Annotated in this window: 18 protein-coding genes and 1 pseudogene; 15 read left to right on the forward strand and 4 right to left on the reverse strand. The window is 70.3% G+C overall.

Going from position 1 to position 21,991, the window contains the following annotated elements; genetic code table 11:
* Positions 1 to 68 precede the first annotated feature (68 nt).
* On the forward strand, positions 69 to 1,652 hold the full coding sequence (locus AOQ53_RS20725; protein ID WP_059419406.1) for an ABC transporter substrate-binding protein: 1,584 nt from the start codon (positions 69 to 71) through the stop codon (positions 1,650 to 1,652).
* Positions 1,653 to 1,724: 72 nt separating this feature from the next.
* Here the strand turns inward: AOQ53_RS20725 and AOQ53_RS20730 are convergent, their stop codons facing one another.
* Both AOQ53_RS20730 and AOQ53_RS20735 read right to left on the reverse strand, forming a co-directional pair.
* Positions 1,725 to 2,396, reverse strand: coding sequence for a response regulator (locus AOQ53_RS20730; RefSeq protein WP_010045368.1), 672 nt, complete (start codon positions 2,394 to 2,396; stop codon positions 1,725 to 1,727).
* A 14-nt stretch (positions 2,397 to 2,410) separates the two neighbouring features.
* Positions 2,411 to 3,410 (reverse strand): annotated as a pseudogene (locus AOQ53_RS20735) (RecB family exonuclease).
* A gap of 188 nt (positions 3,411 to 3,598) precedes the next feature.
* Here AOQ53_RS20735 and AOQ53_RS20740 point away from each other — a divergent pair.
* The 3 genes from AOQ53_RS20740 to AOQ53_RS20750 all read left to right on the forward strand — a co-directional run bounded on the left by AOQ53_RS20740 (position 3,599) and on the right by AOQ53_RS20750 (position 7,382).
* Positions 3,599 to 5,506: a site-2 protease family protein gene (locus tag AOQ53_RS20740; RefSeq protein ID WP_059419408.1), complete on the forward strand. Its 1,908-nt coding sequence runs from the start codon at positions 3,599 to 3,601 to the stop codon at positions 5,504 to 5,506.
* A 49-nt stretch (positions 5,507 to 5,555) separates the two neighbouring features.
* The gene (locus AOQ53_RS20745) at positions 5,556 to 6,458 is read left to right on the forward strand and encodes a tRNA (adenine-N1)-methyltransferase (RefSeq protein WP_030576904.1); all 903 of its coding nucleotides are present in this window, start codon (positions 5,556 to 5,558) and stop codon (positions 6,456 to 6,458) included.
* Between the two features lie 345 nt (positions 6,459 to 6,803).
* On the forward strand, positions 6,804 to 7,382 hold the full coding sequence (locus tag AOQ53_RS20750) for a hypothetical protein (protein WP_059419411.1): 579 nt from the start codon (positions 6,804 to 6,806) through the stop codon (positions 7,380 to 7,382).
* A 58-nt stretch (positions 7,383 to 7,440) separates the two neighbouring features.
* On the opposite strand, the gene AOQ53_RS20755 is transcribed toward AOQ53_RS20750, so the two are convergent.
* Positions 7,441 to 7,746 (reverse strand): ferredoxin, encoded by a 306-nt coding sequence (locus AOQ53_RS20755; protein ID WP_059419413.1) that lies wholly within the window; start codon positions 7,744 to 7,746, stop codon positions 7,441 to 7,443.
* A gap of 246 nt (positions 7,747 to 7,992) precedes the next feature.
* On the opposite strand from AOQ53_RS20755, the gene arc reads away from it, so the two are divergent.
* The 5 genes from arc (at position 7,993) to prcA (ending at position 13,931) form a co-directional block, all read left to right on the forward strand.
* A complete protein-coding gene (arc, locus tag AOQ53_RS20760) occupies positions 7,993 to 9,759 on the forward strand; it encodes a proteasome ATPase (RefSeq protein WP_059419415.1) in 1,767 nt (588 codons plus the stop codon).
* Between the two features lie 234 nt (positions 9,760 to 9,993).
* Entirely contained in the window at positions 9,994 to 11,505 is a 1,512-nt protein-coding gene (dop, locus tag AOQ53_RS20765; protein ID WP_408055175.1) for a depupylase/deamidase Dop, read from the forward strand.
* Between the two features lie 178 nt (positions 11,506 to 11,683).
* Positions 11,684 to 11,902, forward strand: a complete 219-nt coding sequence (locus tag AOQ53_RS20770; RefSeq protein WP_030244016.1) for a ubiquitin-like protein Pup — start codon at positions 11,684 to 11,686, stop codon at positions 11,900 to 11,902.
* A gap of 337 nt (positions 11,903 to 12,239) precedes the next feature.
* Positions 12,240 to 13,085, forward strand: a complete 846-nt coding sequence (prcB, locus tag AOQ53_RS20775) for a proteasome subunit beta (protein WP_059419418.1) — start codon at positions 12,240 to 12,242, stop codon at positions 13,083 to 13,085.
* 69 nt (positions 13,086 to 13,154) lie between these two features.
* Positions 13,155 to 13,931, forward strand: a complete 777-nt coding sequence (gene prcA / locus AOQ53_RS20780) for a proteasome subunit alpha (protein ID WP_059419420.1) — start codon at positions 13,155 to 13,157, stop codon at positions 13,929 to 13,931.
* A 428-nt stretch (positions 13,932 to 14,359) separates the two neighbouring features.
* On the opposite strand, the gene AOQ53_RS20785 is transcribed toward prcA, so the two are convergent.
* Positions 14,360 to 15,376, reverse strand: coding sequence for a LacI family DNA-binding transcriptional regulator (locus tag AOQ53_RS20785; protein WP_059419421.1), 1,017 nt, complete (start codon positions 15,374 to 15,376; stop codon positions 14,360 to 14,362).
* Positions 15,377 to 15,464: 88 nt separating this feature from the next.
* On the opposite strand from AOQ53_RS20785, the gene AOQ53_RS20790 reads away from it, so the two are divergent.
* The 6 genes from AOQ53_RS20790 (at position 15,465) to AOQ53_RS20815 (ending at position 21,856) form a co-directional block, all read left to right on the forward strand.
* Entirely contained in the window at positions 15,465 to 16,724 is a 1,260-nt protein-coding gene (locus AOQ53_RS20790; RefSeq protein WP_059419423.1) for an MFS transporter, read from the forward strand.
* A 9-nt stretch (positions 16,725 to 16,733) separates the two neighbouring features.
* The gene (gene pafA, locus AOQ53_RS20795; RefSeq protein ID WP_059419425.1) at positions 16,734 to 18,095 is read left to right on the forward strand and encodes a Pup--protein ligase; all 1,362 of its coding nucleotides are present in this window, start codon (positions 16,734 to 16,736) and stop codon (positions 18,093 to 18,095) included.
* Between the two features lie 130 nt (positions 18,096 to 18,225).
* Entirely contained in the window at positions 18,226 to 19,227 is a 1,002-nt protein-coding gene (locus AOQ53_RS20800; protein WP_059419426.1) for an FKBP-type peptidyl-prolyl cis-trans isomerase, read from the forward strand.
* Between the two features lie 61 nt (positions 19,228 to 19,288).
* The gene (locus AOQ53_RS20805) at positions 19,289 to 19,660 is read left to right on the forward strand and encodes an FKBP-type peptidyl-prolyl cis-trans isomerase (RefSeq protein ID WP_019754140.1); all 372 of its coding nucleotides are present in this window, start codon (positions 19,289 to 19,291) and stop codon (positions 19,658 to 19,660) included.
* Positions 19,661 to 19,789: 129 nt separating this feature from the next.
* Positions 19,790 to 20,767: a helix-turn-helix transcriptional regulator gene (locus AOQ53_RS20810; RefSeq protein WP_059419428.1), complete on the forward strand. Its 978-nt coding sequence runs from the start codon at positions 19,790 to 19,792 to the stop codon at positions 20,765 to 20,767.
* Between the two features lie 18 nt (positions 20,768 to 20,785).
* Positions 20,786 to 21,856: a helix-turn-helix transcriptional regulator gene (locus tag AOQ53_RS20815; protein ID WP_078945415.1), complete on the forward strand. Its 1,071-nt coding sequence runs from the start codon at positions 20,786 to 20,788 to the stop codon at positions 21,854 to 21,856.
* The last annotated feature ends 135 nt before the right edge of the window (positions 21,857 to 21,991 follow it).

The raw sequence follows: 21,991 nt of genomic DNA on the forward strand, positions 1-21,991 counted from the left end.
GGGGAACCGTGCCCCGGAGCCAGGGACGTGCTCCGGGTGTTCTCGAGAACCGACGACAAGGCACACACGTGAACATACGCAACCAGTGGCCGGTCCTGCCCATCGTGGCGGGGCTCGCCTCCGGCCTGCTGACCGGCTGTGGCACGGAGACCGGAGACTCCGCGGGGGACGGCTCCAACGTGGTGGTGGGGATGTCCGACGACGTCCTGGCCACCGACCCGGCCTCCGGCTACGACCCCGGCTCCTGGCTGTTGTTCAACAACGTCTTCCAGTCGCTGCTCAGCTTCCCCAAGGGCGCAACGGAACCCCAGCCGGAGGCCGCCGAGAGCTGCTCCTTCACCGACACGCAGACCACGGTCTACAAGTGCACGCTGAAGGACGGCCTCAAGTTCAGCAACGGTGACGCGCTCACCTCCGAGGACGTCAAGTTCTCCTTCGACCGCATGCTGAAGATCAACGACCCGGACGGGCCCGCGGTCATGTTCCCCACGCTGGAGAAGGTCGAGACGCCGGACGAGAAGACGGTCGTCTTCCGGCTCAACACGGCCGACGCCACCTTCCCGAGCAAGATCGCTTCGGGTGCCGGCTCCATCGTCGACCACCGCGAGTACGACGCGGACGGGCTGCGCAAGGACGGCGAGGCCGTCGGCTCCGGCCCCTACCAGCTCGACTCGTTCGACGACGAGCAGGCCGTCTTCTCCGTCAACGAGAACTACAAGGGCACCGCCGAGGTGAAGAACACCGGCGTGACGCTGAAGTTCTTCGACGGCGACCAGACCGCCCTCAAGCAGGCCATCCAGAAAGAGGAAGTCGACATCGCCTACCGCGGCCTCACCGCCGGCGACGTCGCCGACATGGAGAAGGCCGACGACGGCACCGGCCCCGAGGTCATCGAGGGCAGCAGCGCAGAGGTCCAGCACCTGGTGTTCAACATGGACGACCCGGTCGCCGGAAAGCTCGGCGTCCGCAAGGCCATCGCCCATCTGCTCGACCGCGAATCCCTCATCAAGGACGTCTACCAGGGCACCGCGACCCCGCTGTACTCGATCGTCCCGGCGGGTATCGCCGGCCACAACACGGCCTTCTTCGACACCTACGGAGCCCGCCCCTCCAAGGCCAGGGCCCAGGCCGCGCTGCGCGAGGACGGCATCACCGGCAAGGTGAAGCTGACCCTGTGGTCGACGCCGTCCCGCTACGGTCCCGCCACCGACCAGGAGTTGACGGCCATCGCCGGCCAGCTCAACGCCAGCGGCCTGTTCGACGCCGACGTCAAGTCCGTCCCCTTCGGCCAGTACGAGAAGGACATCGCGGCCGGCAAGTACGGCGTCTACGTGAAGGGCTGGGTGCCGGACTACCCGGACGCCGACAACTTCACGGCCCCCTTCTTCGGCAAGGGCAACGTGCTGAACAACAACTACGACAACAGCACCATCACCGGCACGCTCATCCCGCGCACCGCCGCCCTGACCAACCGGGCCGCCACCGACAAGGAGTTCGGCGAGCTCCAGGACATCGTCGCCGACGAACTGCCCGTCCTGCCGGTGTGGCAGGCCAAGCAGTACGCGGTCGTCCGCGACGGCGTCTACGGACTGGAGTACTGCCTCGACGCGTCCACCGTGTTCCGCTTCTGGGAGCTGAGCAAGGACTCCTGACGCACACGCGTGAAGAGGGCGCCCCCCCGCTCGGCGGGGGGGCGCCCTCTTCGTGTTCCGGGTGGGGACGGCTCACTGCGCGCCGGGGCGCACCAACCCGCTCTCGTAGGCGTACACGGCGGCCTGCACGCGGTCGCGCAGGCCCAGCTTGGTGAGCACATGCCCGACGTGCGTCTTGACGGTGGTCTCGCTGACGAACAGGTCGGCGGCGATCTCGGCGTTGGACAGCCCGCGCGCCACCAGCTTCAGCACCTCGACCTCGCGGTCGGTGAGCGTGTGCAGCGTGTCCGGCACCGGCTCCTCGCCCGACGGCAGATGCGTGGCGTACTTGTCGAGCAGCCGCCTGGTGATGCTCGGCGCGAGCATCGCCTCACCCGCGGCCACGACCCGGATCGCCTGCACCAGCTCGTTGGCCGGGGCGTCCTTCAGCAGGAAGCCGCTGGCACCGGCCCGCAGGGCCTCGACCACGTACTCGTCGAGGTCGAAGGTGGTCAGCACCAGGACCTTGGCGGGACCGTCCCGCCCGGGGCCGGTGATCTGCCGGGTCGCCTCCACACCGTCCATCCGCGGCATGCGGATGTCCATCAGGACCACGTCGGGCTGTAGCGCCCGCACCTGGTCGAGCGCCTGGAGGCCGTCTCCGGCCTCGCCGACGACCGCGAGGTCCTGCTCGGCCTCCAGGATCATCCGGAAGCCCGTACGGAGCAGGGGCTGGTCGTCGACCAGTAGGACGCGGATGGCCACGTAAGTCTCCTTCGCTAGTCCGGCCCCATTCTGCCCTGCGCGAGGCCGCCGGACTCAGCCGCCCTGGCCGGTCGCCCTCAGCGGCAGCGGGTACGGCGGGGGAGTGCCGCCGAACTCCGGGCAGTGGGCCTGGTGGTCGCACCAGCCGCACAGCTTCGTCGGGCGCGGCCGCCAGTCGCCCGTCTCGGTCGCCAGCCGGATCGCCTCCCACAGCGCCAGCAGCTTGCGCTCGACCCGCTCCAGGTCGGCGAGGACGGGGTCGTACGTCAGCACCTGACCACTGCCGAGATAGACCAGCTGGAGCCGCCTCGGGACCACGTTCTTCAGCCGCCAGACGACGAGGGCGTAGAACTTCATCTGGAACAGGGCGCCCTCGGAGTACTCGGGCCTGGGGGCCTTCCCCGTCTTGTAGTCGACGATCCGCACCTCGCCCGTGGGCGCGACGTCGACCCGGTCGATGATGCCGCGCAGCCGCAGCCCGGACTCCAGCTCGGCCTCGACGAACAGCTCCCGCTCGGCCGGCTCCAGCCGGCTGGGGTCCTCCAGGCTGAACCAGCGCTCGACGAGCTGCTCGGCCTCGCCCAGCCAGCGCGCCAGCCGCTCGCCCTGCGGATCGTCGGCGAACAGCTCCACGACCTCCGGCCGCGTCTCCCGCAGCCTGTCCCACTGGCCCGGGATCAGCGACTTCGCCCGGGGTGCCGTGCGCTCGGCCGCCGGGGCGTCGAAGAGCCGCTCCAGGACCGCGTGCACCAGCGTGCCCCTGGTCGCCGCCTCGCTCGGCTTCTCCGGCAGCCGGTCGATGACCCGGAAGCGGTAGAGCAGCGGGCACTGCATGAAGTCACTGGCACGCGAGGGGGACAGCGAGGCGGGCGGTATGGCGGTGGGCGCGGTCTCGGTCGCCGTCTCCACCGCCGTCTCGATGACCGCCTCCACGGACCCGGCCGGGACCGGCGGGTCCACCGCCGCGGCAGGGCTGCTGTCGGGCTGCGCCGCGCCCTCGGTGCTCGTCTCCATGCCTCAGACCATACGGCCCGCCACTGACAGTGACCCAGTCGCGGTGGCGCCGCGGGCGGGAGCGAGGAGGCGGAGCGGAGGGAAACTCAGGGGTGCCGGGGCGGAACGCACCTCGACGGACGCATACCATCGACTCGAGACCCTCCCGTCCGGCAGGCGCGGGAGACGCAGCGAACGAGGGGACACCGGTGGACGAGAGCGGCGGGCGCGGGCAGCCGCGGTCCGGCAACGAGGAGTCGGCCGAGCGCCACGCAGGGCCTCCGGCCCGGGCCACCGACCCCACCTCCGCCGACGAACAGTCCACGGACGTACGGCGGTTCACCTCCGCGAGCGACGACGACGCCCCTGCCGCGACGCCGCCGACCCGGCCGGACGACCGCCCGCCCTCACAGACACCCGGACCGACGGCTGACGCGGCAGCGGCCGAGACCCCCGGCACCGACCGTCCGGCCGCCGCCCGTCCGGGAGACCCGGCCCCCGGCCAGGACTCAGCCGCCACGACCGACGGCCTCCCGGACCGGCAGCCCCCGGAAGCCCCCCACCAGGAGCACCCGGACACCCCCGAGACCGACACCCACGGCGACCCCGAGGGCGGTCACCGCACGGAGCCCGACGCGTACCCCGGCGGCCCGGAGGCGGCTGCCCTGCGCAAGGGCCCCGCCCCCGGCGACCCCGAGGGCGGTCACCGCACGGAGCCCGACGCGCACCCCGACGGCCCGGAGGCCGCCGCCCCGCGCAAGGCCCCCGCCCACGGCGAGCACGACGGCGGCAGCCGTCCGCCGGAGGCCGACGCGCACCCCGACCGTGCCTACGCCACCGGCCCGCACGCAGCCTCTGCCGCGGGCGAGCCCGATGCGAACAGCCAGCACACCACCCCCGGCCTCGGTGACCGCCCCCTCGCGCACTCCGCGGACGGCAAGGGCCCCGCGCCCCAGCGCCCCCCGGAGCCGCGAGGCGGACTGCTGATGGGGCGGCCGTTCGGCGTGCCCGTCTACGTCGCGCCCAGCTGGTTCCTCGTCGCCGCGCTGATCACCTGGGTGTTCGGCGGGCAGCTGGAGCGCGTGCTGCCCGAGCTCGGCGCCTCCCGCTACCTGGTCTCCCTGTTCTTCGCGGTCGCCTTCTACGCGTCCGTGCTGGTGCACGAGCTGGCCCACACCGTCGCCGCCCTCCGCTTCAAGCTCCCGGTCCGCCGCATCCAGCTCCAGTTCTTCGGCGGCGTCTCCGAGATCGAGAAGGAGGCCGAGACCCCCGGACGGGAGTTCGTGCTCGCCTTCGTCGGGCCGCTGCTCTCCCTCGTCCTGGCCGGCGTCTTCTACGCCGCCGTGCAGGCCGTGGAACCCGGGACCGTCCCGGGCGTCCTGCTGGCCGGCCTGATGATCTCCAACCTCATCGTGGCCGCGTTCAACCTCCTGCCCGGCCTGCCCCTGGACGGCGGCCGCATGCTCCGCGCGGTCGTCTGGAAGATCACCGGCAAGCCGATGGCCGGCACCGTCGCCGCCGCCTGGGTCGGCCGCGCACTCGCTGTCTCCGTCCTGATCGGCCTGCCCCTGCTGACGCAGTCCGGTGCCCTCGGCACCGAGGCCGTGGACAACGTCGGCATGGACACCGTCCTGGACGCCCTGCTCGCCGCCATCCTCGCCGCGATCATCTGGACCGGCGCAGGCAACAGCCTGCGCATGGCCCGTCTGCGCGAGCACCTCCCCGATCTGCGCGCCCGTGCGCTCACCCGCCGTGCCGTCCCGGTCGAGACCGACACCCCGCTCTCCGAGGCCCTGCGCCGCGCCAACGCCGCCGGCGCCCGCGCCCTGGTCGTCGTCGACGCCCACGGCAACCCCGTCTCCCTCGTCCGCGAGGCCGCCATCGCCGGCGTACCCGAACACCGCCGCCCCTGGGTCGCGGTCAGCGGCCTCGCCCAGGACCTGACCGACGGCATGCGCGTCTCGGCGGAACTGTCCGGCGAGGAGCTCCTGGACGCCCTGCGCGCCACCCCGGCGACCGAGTACCTGGTGGTCGAGGAGACCGGCGAGATCTACGGCGTCCTGTCCGCGGCCGATGTGGAACGAGCCTTCGTCAAGGCCATGGCCCGTCCCTCCTAGTGGTCGGCCCGTGGTCGGAGGCCCTCTCAGGTGCCGGTAGGCTGGTCACATGTCCGAACCGACCGGTGCCGCCCGCAGGCGCGGGCCCTTCAAGGTCGGGGACCAGGTACAGCTGACCGACCCCAAGGGCCGCCACTACACGTTCACGCTCGAGGCCGGGAAGAACTTCCACACCCACAAGGGTTCCTTCCCGCACGACGAACTGATCGGCGCTCCCGAGGGCAGCGTTGTCCGCACCACAGGAAACGTCGCCTACCTCGCGCTGCGCCCCCTGCTCCCCGACTACGTCCTGTCCATGCCCCGCGGCGCCGCCGTGGTCTACCCCAAGGACGCGGGGCAGATCCTCGCCTTCGCCGACATCTTCCCCGGCGCCCGCGTCGTGGAGGCCGGCGTCGGCTCCGGCTCGCTCAGCAGCTTCCTGCTGCGGGCCATCGGCGACCAGGGCATGCTGCACAGCTACGAGCGCCGCGCGGACTTCGCCGAGATCGCCCAGGCGAACGTGGAGCGCTACTTCGGCGGCCCGCACCCCGCCTGGCAGCTCACCGTCGGCGACCTCCAGGACAACCTGTCCGACACCGACGTGGACCGCGTCATCCTCGACATGCTCGCCCCCTGGGAGTGCCTGGAGGCCGTCTCCAAGGCGCTGGTCCCCGGCGGCATCCTGTGCTGCTACGTGGCGACCACCACCCAGCTCGCCCGGACCGTCGAGTCCATCCGGGAGATCGGCTGCTTCAACGAGCCGACCTCCTGGGAGACGATGATCCGCAACTGGCACATCGAGGGCCTGGCAGTCCGCCCGGACCACCGGATGATCGGCCACACCGGCTTCCTGCTCACCGCCCGCCGCCTCGCCGACGGTGTCGAGCCGCCCATGCGCCGCCGCCGCCCCGCCAAGGGCGCCTACGGCGAGGACTACGCCGGCCCCAACGCCGACGGCGGCAGCGGCCGCTGAGACAGCCTGCCGCCCCGCACAACGCACAGGCGCCGTGGCGGAGTTCCCGGACCCGATCCGAACTCCACCACGGCGCCTCACTGTTGTCCGGGGGGCCGCCGCGAGTGAACCAGCACGTGTCCCTACCTTGGCCTGAAACAGGCCCCCACAGCCCGCTCTTTCGAACTTGACACGGGTCGGCAGCGGCCCGCGTCGGCAGGCGCTTGCTGACACAGCGGCAGGGACCGTAAACCCTTCCGGCTTCCCCGGCACGGGACGTGCACACCCCGCCGTTCCCTCGCCGTGTGACGTGTGGCACCATGCTGGCCACCCCACCACCGGCACAGCCCTCAGGAGACACTCCTAGTGCAGCCTTCCGCCGTCCCGGCGCTCGCCCACACCCACACCCGCCCCATCCACTGGCTCGCCACCGCGACGGCCGTCGCCGGCGTCGTGGCCCTCTCCTCGGTCCTCCAGCCCGGCGCGGCGACGGCCGCTCAGCCGTCCGCCCCCGAGACCAGAAGCGCGCCGGCGAACGCGGCTGCGCCCGACCCGGCCGCAGTGGAGTTCCCCATCGAGTGCGGCCCGGTGAAGGCCGTGGTGAAGAAGAAGGCCTCCGGCGACCTCGACGGCGACGGACACCCCGAGACCGTGGCCGTGGTCCACTGCGATTCCCCGATGGGCACTCCGCCGGACGGCGTGTACGTCCTCACCCGGGGCGCCGACGGCGGCGCACCGCGCGTGGTGGCGACCCTGCTCGACCCCAAGGACGGCACCACCGTCAGCGACTTCGCCGTACGTGACGGCGCCGTCACGGCCGCGCTCCTCGGCTATTCGTCGCCCGATGTGCCGCGTTGCTGCCCTGATGTGCACAGCGACGTGAAATGGCGTTGGCAGAACGGCGCGTTCGTGCGCTCGGCACCGGCCGGTGCCCGCAGCGTGTGAGGCCCGTGCGCCCCATGTGTGAGATATCGGACAGTAGTAACCGAACGTAGAGAAGTGGTCACTCTGCGTCTGGCCCGTACACTTCGGCCCTGTCCGAAACTCGACGCACGTGGATGCAGTCGCCCGGACACTCCTTCGCCGAGTCGATCACGTCCGTGAGAAGCGGTAGCGGAACGGGCGTTGTCGCGCCCTTGTCCTGGAGCAACTCGTCGTCGGCGCTCTTCACATAGGCCAGACCGTCGATGTCCAGCTCGAACACCTCGGGCGCGTACTGGGCGCAGATGCCGTCACCGGTACACAGGTCCTGGTCGATCCAGACCTCCAGCGCCTCGCCCTCGACCCCGGCCTCCTGCTGCACGCTCATGTCTCCTGCCGTTTCATACGTCGAGCCGTGTCGGGAATCCGGCCAGCTCTGACGGGTGTTGAACGCTTCGACCCTACCTCCGGCTGGGTTCCAATCATGTTCGCTGGGTATTCCCCTGGCGTGAGGGAGAGCGCAAGGGTGAAGATCGGACACACCCCGACCGTCTTTGTGATCTAGGGGTTTCAATCGACACCCGCCCAGGTAGGGTCTGGAAGCGTCCAGCTCCCCTTGGAGGAGGTGAGGACCGTGGCAGCCCACGACGACGACATGAACCGCGGCATCCGCCCGGGACGCGGGTCCGACGACCCGGCCGGGCAGATTGCCTACCTTGAGCAGGAGATCGCCGTCCTGCGACGCAAGCTCGCCGACTCTCCGCGACACACGAGGATTCTCGAAGAGCGGATCGTCGAGTTGCAGACCAATCTGGCCGGCGTGTCCGCACAGAACGAGCGACTCGCCAACACGCTCCGTGAGGCCCGTGACCAGATCGTGGCCCTCAAGGAGGAAGTCGACCGGCTCGCGCAGCCGCCGGCCGGCTTCGGTGTCTTCCTGACGGCGAACGAGGACGGCACCGCCGACATCTTCACCGGCGGCCGCAAGCTCAGGGTGAACGTCAGCCCCAGCGTCGAGCTCGACGAGCTCCGGCGCGGCCAGGAAGTGATGCTCAACGAAGCGCTCAACGTGGTCGAGGCCATGGAGTTCGAGCGCGTCGGTGAAATCGTCACCCTCAAGGAGATCCTCGAGGACGGCGAGCGGGCCCTGGTGCTCGGGCACACCGACGAGGAGCGGGTGGTGCGGCTCGCCGAGCCGCTGCTGGACGTCACCATCCGCGCCGGCGACGCCCTCCTGCTCGAACCCCGCTCCGGTTACGTCTACGAGGTCGTGCCGAAGAGCGAGGTCGAGGAGCTCGTCCTCGAAGAGGTTCCCGACATCGGCTACGAGCAGATCGGTGGCCTCGGCGGCCAGATCGAGGCCATCCGCGACGCGGTCGAGCTCCCGTACCTGTACCCGGACCTGTTCAAGGAGCACGAACTGCGGCCGCCCAAGGGTGTCCTGCTGTACGGCCCCCCTGGATGCGGTAAGACCCTGATCGCCAAGGCCGTGGCCAACTCCCTGGCCAAGAAGGTCGCCGAGGTGACCGGCCAGGCCGCCGGCAAGAGCTTCTTCCTCAACATCAAGGGCCCCGAGCTTCTGAACAAGTACGTCGGTGAGACGGAGCGGCAGATCCGCCTCGTCTTCCAGCGGGCCCGTGAGAAGGCCAGCGAGGGCACACCCGTCATCGTCTTCTTCGACGAGATGGAGTCCCTCTTCCGCACCCGTGGCTCCGGTGTCAGCTCGGACGTGGAGAACACCATCGTCCCGCAGCTGCTCGCCGAGATCGACGGCGTGGAGGGCCTGCAGAACGTGGTCGTGATCGGTGCCTCCAACCGCGAGGACATGATCGACCCGGCCATCCTGCGACCCGGCCGGCTGGACGTGAAGATCAAGATCGAGCGTCCGGATGCCGAGGCGGCCAAGGACATCTTCGGCAAGTACCTCACCGAGCGCCTCCCGCTGCACGCCGACGACCTCGGCGAGCACGGCGGCGACAAGGGCGCCACGGTCCAGAACATGATCCAGACGGCCGTGGAGCACATGTACGCCGAATCCGAGGAGAACCGCTTCCTGGAGGTCACCTACGCCAACGGTGACAAGGAAGTCCTGTACTTCAAGGACTTCAACTCCGGCGCCATGATCGAAAACATCGTGGGCCGTGCCAAGAAGATGGCGATCAAGGACTTTCTCGAGAAGAGTCAGAAGGGCCTTCGGGTCTCCCACCTCCTCCAAGCCTGTGTGGACGAGTTCAAGGAGAACGAGGACCTGCCGAACACCACCAACCCGGACGACTGGGCCCGGATCTCCGGCAAGAAGGGCGAGCGGATCGTGTACATCCGTACGCTCATCACCGGAAAGCAGGGCGCGGACACCGGACGCTCCATCGACACGGTGGCGAACACCGGTCAGTACCTGTAAAAGGCAGGGCGGCTGCGGGTGCCCTCGGCGGGTGCCCGCAGCCGCCTGTTTTTCAGGCCACGGCTGGAGCAACGCAATGACGCAAATGATCTCCCCACCAGCGCAAAGGCGTTCTAGGCTCTTGCGTACCGCCAAGTCGCGCAGTGCGGGGACGGGTACCGCACACGCAACCGAGCGCCAGCGGTATCTGAGTGGCGCCCACGACCGAGGGCGCCGCCGGGCAAGGAGGGCCGCATGACCGTACGGCGAGTAATGGGCATCGAGACGGAGTACGGAATCTCCGTCCCCGGCCACCCCAACGCCAATGCCATGCTCACCTCGTCCCAGATCGTGAACGCCTACGCGGCGGCGATGCACCGGGCCCGCCGGGCCCGCTGGGACTTCGAGGAGGAGAACCCGCTGCGGGACGCCCGAGGCTTCGACCTCGCCCGCGAGGCCGCCGACTCCAGCCAGCTCACCGACGAGGACATCGGCCTGGCCAACGTGATCCTCACCAATGGCGCACGGCTCTACGTCGACCACGCACATCCCGAGTACAGCGCCCCCGAGGTCACCAACCCGCAGGACGCCGTCCTCTGGGACAAGGCCGGCGAGCGGATCATGGCGGAGGCCGCGGAACGGGCCGCCCAGCTGCCCGGTGCCCAGCCGATCCACCTGTACAAGAACAACACCGACAACAAGGGCGCGTCCTACGGCACGCACGAGAACTACCTGATGAAGCGGGAGACCCCCTTCTCGGACATCGTGCGCCACCTCACGCCGTTCTTCGTCTCCCGCCAGGTCTTCACCGGCGCGGGCCGCGTCGGCATCGGCCAGGACGGGCACGAGCACGGCTTCCAGCTCAGCCAGCGAGCCGACTACTTCGAGGTCGAGGTCGGCCTCGAGACGACTCTCAAGCGCCCGATCATCAACACCCGCGACGAGCCGCACGCCGACGCCGAGAAGTACCGCCGTCTGCACGTGATCATCGGCGACGCGAACCTGTCCGAGATCTCGACGTACCTCAAGCTGGGGACGACCTCCCTGGTCCTGTCGATGATCGAGGACGGTTTCATCGCCGTCGACCTGGCTGTCGACCAGCCCGTCCGCACCCTCCACCAGGTCTCGCACGACCCGTCCCTGAAGCGCCTGATCACGCTGCGCAGCGGCCGTACGCTCACGGCGGTCCAGCTTCAGATGGAGTACTACGAGCTCGCCCGCAAGTACGTGGAGGAGCGGTTCGGGGCCGACGCCGACGACCAGACCAAGGACGTCCTGTCCCGCTGGGAGGACACCCTCACCCGTCTGGAGCACGACCCGATGAGCCTGGCCGGCGAGCTGGACTGGGTCGCCAAGCGGGAGCTCATGGAGGGCTACCGGCGCCGGGACGACCTCGACTGGGACGCGGCGCGGCTGCACCTGGTCGACCTCCAGTACGCCGACGTACGGCCCGAGAAGGGCCTGTACAACCGTCTGGTGGCCCGTGGGCGCATGAAGCGGCTGCTGGACGAGGCGGACGTCGAGCGGGCCCGTACGGCGCCACCGGAGGACACCCGCGCGTACTTCCGCGGCCGCTGCCTGGAGCAGTACGCGGACGACGTGGCGGCGGCCTCCTGGGACTCGGTGATCTTCGACCTGCCGGGCCGGGACTCCCTCCAGCGGGTTCCAACCCTGGAACCGCTTCGCGGAACGCGTAATCACGTCAAGGAGCTCCTGGACCGCTGCCGCACGGCGGAAGACCTGGTCAGGGTCCTTTCGGGCGGGTGAGCGCGTTCAGCGGGTACTCGGGTGGGGCCCGCCGGGCAGGGTGGAAAATCCCAGGTCCGGGAATCATCGAGGTGGTCCCCGTACGTTGGAGCAACTGCGGGGCCATTGTCAGACCCGGCGAGTAGGGTCTGATCTTGACCGAGCAACTGTGTCGGGCGAACCGAGCGGGGTGAGGGATATGGCGACCAAGGACACCGGCGGCGGACAGCAGAAGGCCACCCGGTCCACCGAGGAGGTCGAGGAGCAGGCGGCAGAGGCGCAGGCTTCCGAGGACCTCAAGGAGCGACAGGAGAAGCTGAGCGACGACGTGGACTCGGTTCTGGACGAGATCGACGACGTCCTCGAGGAGAACGCCGAGGACTTCGTGCGGTCCTTCGTTCAAAAGGGTGGCCAGTAAGGCGCCTGAGCCTTCATCCCGAAGGTGAACGGGGTGCGTGGGTGATGGACGAGCCGAGCGCGGAGCGCTGCGCGCGGGGCAGAGCATGACGTGATGCCCTCGCGTGCGGCGCTCCGGGCGTCGGTGGCCTCCGGAGCCCGGTGGCCCGCCCGATGTGCGTGGCGGGCAAGTGCGGCGTCGCTCCGGCGGAGTTGGTCCCGCCGGGCATGTGGATCACCGCCGAAGGACGGGTAGGGTCCGAGGCATACCGTGCCCCCGGTCGCAAGCCGGACCGGGGTTGTTCCAAGGATCGGCCCGACGTCACAGGGCGGGCTGTCGCATACGTGGAAGGAATCGCGTGGAAGCCAACACTCGTAGCACCGGGCGTCTGCCAGCTGCCTTCCTGACGCCAGGGTCTGCCTCCTTCATGGATTTCCTGTCCGATCACCAGCCCGAACTGCTGCCGGGCAACAAGAAGTTGCCGCCGGTGCAGGGCGCGATCGAGGCGCCGCACGGCACGACGATCGTGGCCGTGACGTTCCCCGGTGGTGTCGTCCTCGCCGGTGACCGGCGGGCCACCATGGGCAACGTCATCGCGCAGCGGGACATCGAGAAGGTCTTCCCGGCCGACGAGTACTCGGCCGTGGGCATCGCCGGTACGGCGGGTCTGGCCGTGGAGATGGTGAAGCTGTTCCAGCTGGAGCTGGAGCACTTCGAGAAGGTCGAGGGCGCGCAGCTGTCGCTGGAGGGCAAGGCGAACCGGCTGTCGACGATGATCCGGTCCAACCTCGCCATGGCCATGCAGGGCCTGGCCGTCGTGCCGCTGTTCGCCGGGTACGACGTGGACCGGGAGAAGGGGCGGATCTTCTCCTACGACGTCACGGGCGGGCGCTCCGAGGAACAGGGTTACGCGGCCACGGGTTCCGGTTCGATCTTCGCTCGCGGCGCGATGAAGAAGCTCTTCCGGGAGGACCTGAGTGAGGCTGAGGCCACGACGCTCGTGGTCCAGGCGCTCTACGACGCGGCAGACGACGACTCGGCGACCGGTGGTCCCGATGTCGCCCGCCGGATCTATCCCATCGTCACCGTGATCACCGAGGACGGTTTCCGCCGCCTCTCCGAGAACGAGTCGTCCGAGATCGCGCGCTCGGTTCTGGAGCGGCGTCTGGAGCATCCCGACGGGCCGCGGGCCGCGTTGCTGTGAGCGGCGGGCTGTCTTCATGAGCGTGGTCCAGTGAACCGACGGAATCTTCAAGAGAGGGACGGATAACCGGTGTCGACGCCGTTCTATGTCTCACCCCAGCAGCAGATGGCCGACCGGGCGGAGTACGCCCGGAAGGGCATCGCCCGTGGTCGCAGCCTGGTCGTGCTGCAGTACGCCGACGGCATCGTGTTCGTCGGTGAGAACCCGTCCCGTGCGCTGCACAAGTTCAGCGAGATCTACGACCGGATCGGCTTCGCGGCCGCCGGCAAGTACAACGAGTACGAGAACCTGCGGATCGGTGGTGTCCGTTACGCCGACCTGCGGGGTTACACCTACGACCGGGGCGATGTGACGGCCCGGGGCCTGGCGAACGTGTACGCGCAGACGCTGGGCACGATCTTCTCGAGTGTCGGGGAGAAGCCGTACGAGGTGGAGCTGGTCGTCGCCGAGGTCGGGGAGACGACCGAGCAGGACCAGATCTACCGGCTGCCGCATGACGGGTCCATCGTGGACGAGCACGGCGCGGTCGCGGTGGGGGGCAACGCGGAGCAGATCAGCAGCTACCTGGACCAGCGCCACCGGGACGGCATGACGCTGGCCGAGGCGCTGAAGCTGGCGGTGCAGTCCCTGTCCCGTGACACCAACGGCAGCGAGCGGGAGATTCCCGCGGAGCGGCTGGAGGTGGCCGTGCTGGACCGTACGCGGCCGCAGAAGCGCAAGTTCAAGCGGATCAGCGGGCGCCAGCTGAGCCGGCTGCTGGAGGCGGGCGGGGCGACCACGGCGTCTGAGGCCGAGGCGGATGCGGATGCGGAAGCCGAGGCGGAGGCGTCCGGGGACAGCGAGTAATCGTCCACTGCCGCGCGCCCTGGCCGTTTCGGCGGCCGGGGCCGTTTGCCTCCGCCGGTTGGGCCGGGGGCCTGCGGCGGCCTGCGCGGCTTCGGTGGGGGCTGGTGTCCCGCCTGCGCCGGTGGTGGGACGGGGTCGCGCCGGGGTGGGTGTCCGTCCTCGGAACGGCGCGATGGGGTCGGATGCCGGCTCACTGTCCGTGACGCGTCTACCGCTGCGGGCGGCCCCCCGACACGTCCCCTTCTCGCCGCGCGCGGGTGCGGCTCCGCTCAGCTGCGGGCAGTCGTGCCGCTGGGGCGGCACGGGCAGCCGCCGGCGGCACCCCGTTCTGCCGGGTTGCGGACCCACCCCGCCCCGGCAGCCGCCGGCGGCACCCCGTTCCGCCGGGTTGCGGACCCAGCCGGGCCTCACCACCAGCGGCCGAGCACCTACGGCAAGCCCGGTGGCGCCGTAGAGCCCCGTACCACCAGTCGCACCGGAATGTCCCCGCTCTGCGGCTCACGGCCCTCCAGGACGGCCAGCAGCGCCCGCATGCCCCGTTCACCGAACAGCTCGGCGTCCAGACGGACCGTCGTCAGCTCAGGGTCGATCGCCGTGGCCAGGGCCAGATCGTCCAGGCCGGTGACCGACAGGTCGTCCGGCACGCGCAGGCCCAGGCGGCGCGCTGCCTTGTACGTGCCGGCGGCCAGCTGGTCGTCGTCGCAGATCACGGCCGTGGGGAGGGGACCGGGCCGCGAGAGGGCGGCTTCGGCCGCGGCCACCGCGCCCTCGATGGAGATCGGTGAGCGGGCCGTGCGGACGGACGTACCCGGCACCTCACCCAGGCGAGCCGCCAGCTCCCGGGCGCGTACCTCGAAGGTCCAGGACGGTACGTCCGCCGCGAGGTGGAGGAACCGTCGGTGGCCGAGAGCCAGCAGATGTTCCGCGGACTGGCGGACACCGTCGGCGATGTCCAGGTTCACCGTCGCCGCCCCCAGGCTTCCCGCCGGGTCGCTGTCCAGCATCACCAGTGGCAGCGCCTCCCCGCGGATCGCAGTCAGGGCGTCCGCGGCCATCGAGGAGGCGATGACGCCGTCCAGAGCGGCCTGGGCGGAGGCGAAGGGGTCCGGGGCCGGGCCGATGCCCTCGGGGGAGGGGTAGAGGACCACGCCGAAGCCGTGTTCGGCAGCGACGCGGGTGGCGCCCGTGTAGACGCCGGCGAAGAACTCCGTGGTCAGAGCCGGGACCACCAGGAGGACCGTGCGGGTGCGGCCCAGCCGCAGATTGCGGGCGGCCAGGTTCGGGCGGTAGCCCAGGCCGCGCGCGGCCTCGCGGACCCGCTCCGCCGTGGCCTCCGAGACGCGCCCGCGCCACTTGTCCCCGAGGACCAGGGAGACCGCCGCCTGGGAGACGCCGGCGGCCTGGGCGACGTCCCGGCTCGTGGGGCGGGTGCTGCCTCGTGCCACCGTCGGGCTGCTCCTTCGTCTGGACTCGTGAACAGCGGCCATGGTACGTATGGAACTCGAAGTTATACGTAAAACCTAGGGCGGGGACATGGCCACGGGATACCTGGAGATCCTTCGGGCGCGACACGCCGCCCGGCTGCTCGTCGGCACGCTCGTCGGCCGGCTGCCCAATGCCACCGCGGCCGTCGCGATCCTGCTGTTCGTACGGGCCGAAGGCGGTTCGTACAGCCTCGCGGGGGCGTTGGTGGGCGTGTACGGCGTCGCCAACGCCGTGGGGCAGCCGGTGCTGGGCCGGCTCGTGGACCTGCGCGGACAGCCGCGTGTGCAGTTGCCGGCGGCCGTCCTGTCCGGGCTCGCCATGGCCGTCTTCGCCTTCGGCGGGATCGGGTCGCTGCCCCTCGCCTATGCCGCCGTCGCGGCCGCCGGGCTCTTCACTCCGCCCCTCGAAGGCGGGCTGCGGGCTCTGTGGTCGTCCGTCCTCCGCAAGGAGGAACACGTGCACACCGCGTACGCCATGGACGCCGTGGCCCAGGAGGTGATGTTCACCGTCGGGCCGCTGCTCGTGACGCTGTGCGTGTCCCTGTGGTCGGCCCAGGCCGCGTTGCTCGTGCTGAACGTGGTCGGGGTGCTGGGGGCGCTGTCCGTGGTCGTGTCGCCGCCCTCGCGCGCGTGGCGGTCGGCGCCGCGTGAGGCGCACTGGCTCGGTGCCCTGCGCTCGGCGGGGCTGCTGGCGCTGCTGGCGGCGTTCCTGTTCATCGGGATGGCGCTCGGGTCCATCACGGTCGCCTCGGTGCCCTACGCGGACGACCACGGGGGTGACGTCGTGTACGGCTGGCTGATGGCGGCCCTGGGGTTCGGGGCGCTGGTCGGCGGCTCCGTCTACGGGGCCCGGCAGTGGGCCGGTGAGCCCGCGCGGCGACTGCGGGTGCTGGTGGCGCTTCTGGTGGTGTGTTACCTGCCGCTGATGCTCATGCCGGACGCGGTGCCGATGGTGGCGCTGACGGCGCTCGCCGGGGTCTTCCTCGCGCCCGCCATCGCCTGCGCGTTCGTCCTGGTCGACCGGCACGCGCCGCGCGGCACGGTCACCGAGGCGTTCTCCTGGCTGGTGACGACGTTCACCGTGGGCCACTCGGTCGGAGCGGGCGTCGCGGGGCCCGTCGTGGAGACGGGCGGGGCCCTGTGGGGCTTCGCCCTGCCGGGTGTCGCGGGTGGTGTGTCCCTGCTGGTTTTGACCGCCACCGGGCGGGTACTCGCAGCTCCCGGTGGGGGAGCGGTGGTTGCCGCCGGTTCGGAAAATGATCCAAACCGTGCCGTCGAACCCCGTTTCAGTTCAGGGGATCGGGCGTAATGTTCCCTCATGGACCGCCGCATTTTCGGGCTGGAGAACGAGTACGGCGTCACGTGCACGTTCAGGGGACAGCGCCGCCTGTCTCCTGACGAGGTGGCGCGGTACCTCTTCCGCCGTGTCGTGTCATGGGGCCGCAGCAGCAATGTCTTTCTGCGAAACGGCGCCCGCCTCTATCTCGACGTGGGTTCACATCCGGAATACGCCACACCCGAATGTGACAACGTGACCGAACTGGTCACCCACGACAAAGCGGGCGAGCGCATTCTCGAAGGACTCCTGGTGGACGCCGAACGACGCCTGCACGAGGAGGGAATCGCGGGCGACGTCTACCTCTTCAAGAACAACACCGATTCGGCGGGAAACTCCTACGGCTGCCACGAGAACTACTTGGTCGCCCGGCACGGGGAGTTCTCCCGGCTCGCGGACATTCTGATTCCGTTCCTGGTCACACGGCAGTTGCTGTGTGGCGCGGGCAAGGTGCTCCAGACGCCGCGCGGTGCCGTGTACTGCGTGAGTCAGCGGGCCGAGCACATCTGGGAGGGCGTCTCCTCGGCGACGACCCGTTCCCGGCCGATCATCAACACGCGTGACGAGCCGCACGCGGACGCCGAGCGCTACCGCCGCCTGCACGTCATCGTGGGCGACTCCAACATGTCCGAGACGACCATGCTGCTCAAGGTCGGCGCCACCGACCTGGTGCTGCGCATGATCGAGGCGGGCACGGTGATGCGGGACCTCACCCTGGAGAACCCGATCCGGGCGATCCGCGAGGTCAGCCACGACATCACCGGCCGCCGCAAGGTCCGCCTGGCCAGCGGACGCGAGGCCTCCGCCCTGGAGGTGCAGCGCGAGTACTACGAGAAGGCCCTGGACTTCTGCGACCGCCGGGGCATCCGCACCGGCACCGTGGAGCAGGTCCTGGAGCTGTGGGGCCGCACGCTGGACGCGATCGAGAGCGAGGACCTCGACCGCATCGGCACCGAGATCGACTGGGTCATGAAGTACAAGCTCCTCGAGCGGTACCGGGCCAAGCACAACATGACCATGTCGCATCCGCGCGTCGCGCAGATAGACCTCGCCTACCACGACATCCACCGCCGTCGTGGCCTGTACTACCTGCTCGAGAAGAAGGGTCAGGCAGCGCGTATCTGCAACGACTTGAAGATCTTCGAGGGCAAGTCCGTACCGCCGCAGACCACTCGGGCCCGGCTGCGCGGCGACTTCATCCGGCGCGCGCAGGAACAGCGCCGTGACTTCACGGTCGACTGGGTGCACCTCAAGCTCAACGACCAGGCCCAGCGCACCGTGTTGTGCAAGGACCCGTTCCGTTCTGTGGACGACCGGGTGGAGAAGCTGATCGCCGGAATGTGAGGAAATGCGCCGGCGGTGAAATCGCCGGAACGCCACACGGGCGCCGTACGTTACAAGTACGGCGCCCTGCTCACGCCGTAGAGTTGCGCGCACGCCATCAACGAGATCGACCGATTACGAGGCCCCCACAGTGCGCCGACGCTCACTTCTCATCTCCGTACCCGCTGGACTTGCCACGCTCGCCGCATGCGGCGACGACAAGTCCGACTCGAGCAAGGCCAGCGACAGCCCGTCGCCCTCGGCGTCGGCCCCGTCCGCGGCCCCGCCGCCGAAGATCGTCGACGGTCCGCTGCCGGCGGTCACCGCGGGCACGAAGTTCGACGAGAAGCCGACGATCGCCAAGGGCAGCGGAGAGCCGTCGAAGCAGCTCGCGGTGAAGACCCTGGTCGCGGGCAGCGGCAAGGCCATCGCGGAGAACGACTTCGTCGTCGCGAACTACCTGGGCCAGGTCTGGAACACCGCCAAGGTCTTCGACAACTCCTACGACCGCAAGACCCGCCTGGCCATCCAGCTCGCCCAGGGGAAGATCATCGACGGCTGGCGGTACGCGCTGGCCGGCAAGAAGGCCGGCAGCCGTGTCGAGATGGCCGTCCCGCCCACCTGGGGCTACGGCTCGCAGGGCAACCCGCAGGCGGGCATCAAGGGCACCGACACCCTGGTCTTCGTCGTCGACGTGCAGGACACGTTCAACGCCAAGAGCTCCGCCAAGGGCAAGGAGGTCCCGCAGGACAACGCGGACCTGCCCAAGGTCGGCACCAACACCGACGGCAAGGCACCTTCCATCGAGGTGCCCAAGTCGGCCGCGCCTGAGAAGCTCGTCGCGGAGTACGTCCTGGAGGGGGACGGCGAGGAGGTCGCCGCCGACAACAGCGTCCTCGTGCAGTACAAGGGCGTCCTCTGGGACGGCGGCAAGGAGTTCGACTCGTCGTACGCCAACAAGCAGCTGGTGTCGTTCTCGCTCCAGCAGGTCGTCAAGGGCTGGGCGCAGGGCCTGACCGGCAAGAAGGTCGGCAGCCGCGTCCTCATCGTCATCCCGCCGAAGCTGGGCTACGGGGACAACCCGCAGCCGGGCAGCGGCATCAAGAAGGACTCCACGCTGGTCTTTTCGGTGGACATCCTCGCGAAGCTGTGACGCGCGGGGGATGTAAGACTGTGCGTGTTCGCCTTTCCGCAGACAAGCAGGAGCTAGAGACGTGAGCATCGACAAGCCCGAGATCGACTTCCCGGGCGGCGAGCCCCCGGCGGACCTCGAGATCAAGGACATCTGGGAAGGCGACGGTCCGGTCGCGCAGGCGGGCCAGACCGTCACCGTGCACTACGTCGGCGTGGCCTTCAGCACGGGCGAGGAGTTCGACGCCAGCTGGAACCGCGGCACCCCCTTCCGCTTCCCGCTGGGCGGCGGCCGGGTCATCAAGGGCTGGGACCAGGGCGTGCAGGGCATGAAGGTCGGCGGCCGCCGTCAGCTGACCATCCCCGCCCACCTCGCCTACGGCAACCAGAGCCCGACCCCGGCGATCAAGCCCGGCGAGACGCTGATCTTCGTGGTCGACCTGCTCGGAGTCTGAGCACGATCCGAACAGACTCGATCACGTGGGGCCCATGCCTGTTCGGGCATGGGCCCTCGGCTTTTGCCGGGCCACCGTGTGGCGGTACGGTCATCGCTCGTAAGCACCATAGGGAGGCGAAGCGCTTCGATGGCCATTGCCAAGGCCGAGCGTCTGATGAACCTGGCGCTGTGTCTGCTCGGGACGCGGCGGCCGCTCAGCAAGCGTGAGCTGCGCGACTCCATCGAGGCCTACGTCGAGGCCTTCGGCCCCGGCAACGGCTCGGGCGGCAACGACGACTCCTTCAACCGCATGTTCGAGCGCGACAAGGACGACCTGCGCGAACTCGGACTGGTCATCGAGACCGTCGAGAGCCTCGACGGCGAGGTCGGCTACCTGGCCCGCCGCGACAGCAACCGCCTCCCGCCCATCACCCTGGACGCCGAAGAGGCCGCCGCGCTCGGGCTCGCCGCCAAGGTGTGGCAGCAGGCGCGGCTCGCCGGCGCCGCCAGCGGCGCCCTCCAGAAACTGCGCGCGGCGGGACTCCCCGAGGAGGTCGACCCGTACGGGTCGCACGGCGCCCTGGAACCGCGCATCCCCGTGCACGAGGCGGCGTTCGAACCGCTGATGCTCGCCTGCCGGGACCGCAGGCCCGTCGTGTTCGACTACCGCAAGGCCACCGCCGCCCACCCCGAGCAGCGGCATGTGGAGCCCTGGGCGCTGGAGTGCTGGCGGGGCCACTGGTACCTGGCGGGCTGGGACCGTGACCGAGGCGCCGAGCGGGTCTTCCGGCTGTCCCGTATCACCGGCAAGGTCCGCTCGCGCGGCGGCCGGTACACCGCTGACGTGCCGGACGTCGTCACCGTCCGTGAGACCGTCGCGAGCTGGGCCGGGGAGATCACCGACCGCTCGGCGCGGATCCGGCTGCGCTCGGACGCGGGGTACCCCCTTCGGGCGAAGGCCACCTCGGTACGGGAACTCGGTGACGGCTGGGACGAGTTGGAGATTCCGTACGGACACGGGCTGGACGCCTGGCTGGTGGAGTTCGGGCCGGACGTGGTCGTCCTGGAGCCCGCGGAGCTGCGGGCCGACGTGGTGGACCGGCTACGGGCCGTGGCCAAGGGCTGAGGGGGAGCGGACGAGACAGTGGCAGGTAAACCGGTCAGGCCCGTGAACGCCATCGACCAGACCAGACGGATGCTCTCCCTGGTGACGTATCTGAGGGAGCGCCCCGGGGCCCGGGTCGAGGACGTCGCGCGCGCCTTCGGCATCACCGAGGACGAGCTGGTCTCCGACCTCGACGTGCTGCCCATGTGCGGCACCAGCTTCCGCGGCGGCGACCTGCTCGACATCGACACCGACGGCGAGCGCATCTGGTGGCACAACCCGGCCGCCCTGGCGGCAGAGGCGGCCGAGCCGCTCAGGCTCGCCGCCGACGAGGCCACCGCCCTGCTCGTCGCCGCCCGGGCCGTGGCCACGCTGCCCGGACTGCGCGAGAGCGACCGGCAGGCGCTGCTGCGGGCCACGGCCAAGGTGGAGACCGCGGCCGGAGAGGCCGCGGGCGCCAGCTCGCGGCTGTCGGTGACCTTCGAGTCCGAGGGCGGCGTGTTCGCGGACGTCGACCGGGCGATCGCCGAGCGCCGCCGGCTGTGGATCCGCTACTACTCGCCCGCGCGCGACGAGGTCACCGAGCGGGAGATCGACCCGATCCGCCTGGTCAGCGTCGGGCACACGTATGTCGAGGCCTGGTGCCGTCGCTCGGAGGCGCGGCGCACCTTCCGGCTGGACCGGGTCGCCGAGATCAAGATCCTCGACGAGCCGTCGGCACCGCCGGAGATCGAGCTGCGGGACTTGTCCGAGGCGCTGGTGCAGCCCGCGGCCGAGGATCCGGAGGTCGTGGTAGAGGTCGGGCCCGGCGGCCGCTGGGTCGCCGAGTACTACCCGCACGACAGTGCGGATGAGCTCCCGGACGGCGGGCTGCGTATCACTTTGCGGACCCCCGAGCCGGCGTCGCTGCGGCGCCTTGCGCTGCGGCTCGGGCGCGACGGCCGGATCGTGTCGCCGCCCGAGCTGGCTGACAGCGCCCGGCAGGCTGCCCGCGAGGCGCTGGCGGCGTACGACGGGATCGAGGCGCTGGCTGCGGCCGACGGGGTGGAGGCGGCCGAGGTGCGCGGGCCGCACGTGGTGGCGGGCGGGCCGGACGGCAGGCGAGCGTGACCCGCGGGTGCCCAGGGCGCCGACGGCCGGCTGCCAGGGCCGTCCTCCGGCACCGCCGTGCCGGCGGCGCGCGGACCTGGTCGACGCCGGTGACGAGCCGGCCCGCACCGGCGCCACCCGGGTGCCCTGAAGGCG

The sequence above is a fragment of the Streptomyces azureus genome, from assembly GCF_001270025.1.
In the GTDB taxonomy this organism is placed as follows: Bacteria; Actinomycetota; Actinomycetes; order Streptomycetales; family Streptomycetaceae; genus Streptomyces; species Streptomyces azureus.

What these genes read in the sequence shown, in the direction of transcription:
- AOQ53_RS20745 (WP_030576904.1), top strand. Translation starts at nt 5,556, where the DNA reads ATGTCCGAACCGACCGGTGCCGCCCGCAGGCGCGGGCCCTTCAAGGTC.
- AOQ53_RS20755 (WP_059419413.1), bottom strand. Translation starts at nt 7,746, where the DNA reads ATGAGCGTGCAGCAGGAGGCCGGGGTCGAGGGCGAGGCGCTGGAGGTC.
- dop (WP_408055175.1), top strand. Translation starts at nt 9,994, where the DNA reads ATGACCGTACGGCGAGTAATGGGCATCGAGACGGAGTACGGAATCTCC.
- AOQ53_RS20770 (WP_030244016.1), top strand. Translation starts at nt 11,684, where the DNA reads ATGGCGACCAAGGACACCGGCGGCGGACAGCAGAAGGCCACCCGGTCC.
- AOQ53_RS20790 (WP_059419423.1), top strand. Translation starts at nt 15,465, where the DNA reads ATGGCCACGGGATACCTGGAGATCCTTCGGGCGCGACACGCCGCCCGG.
- pafA (WP_059419425.1), top strand. Translation starts at nt 16,734, where the DNA reads ATGGACCGCCGCATTTTCGGGCTGGAGAACGAGTACGGCGTCACGTGC.
- AOQ53_RS20810 (WP_059419428.1), top strand. Translation starts at nt 19,790, where the DNA reads ATGGCCATTGCCAAGGCCGAGCGTCTGATGAACCTGGCGCTGTGTCTG.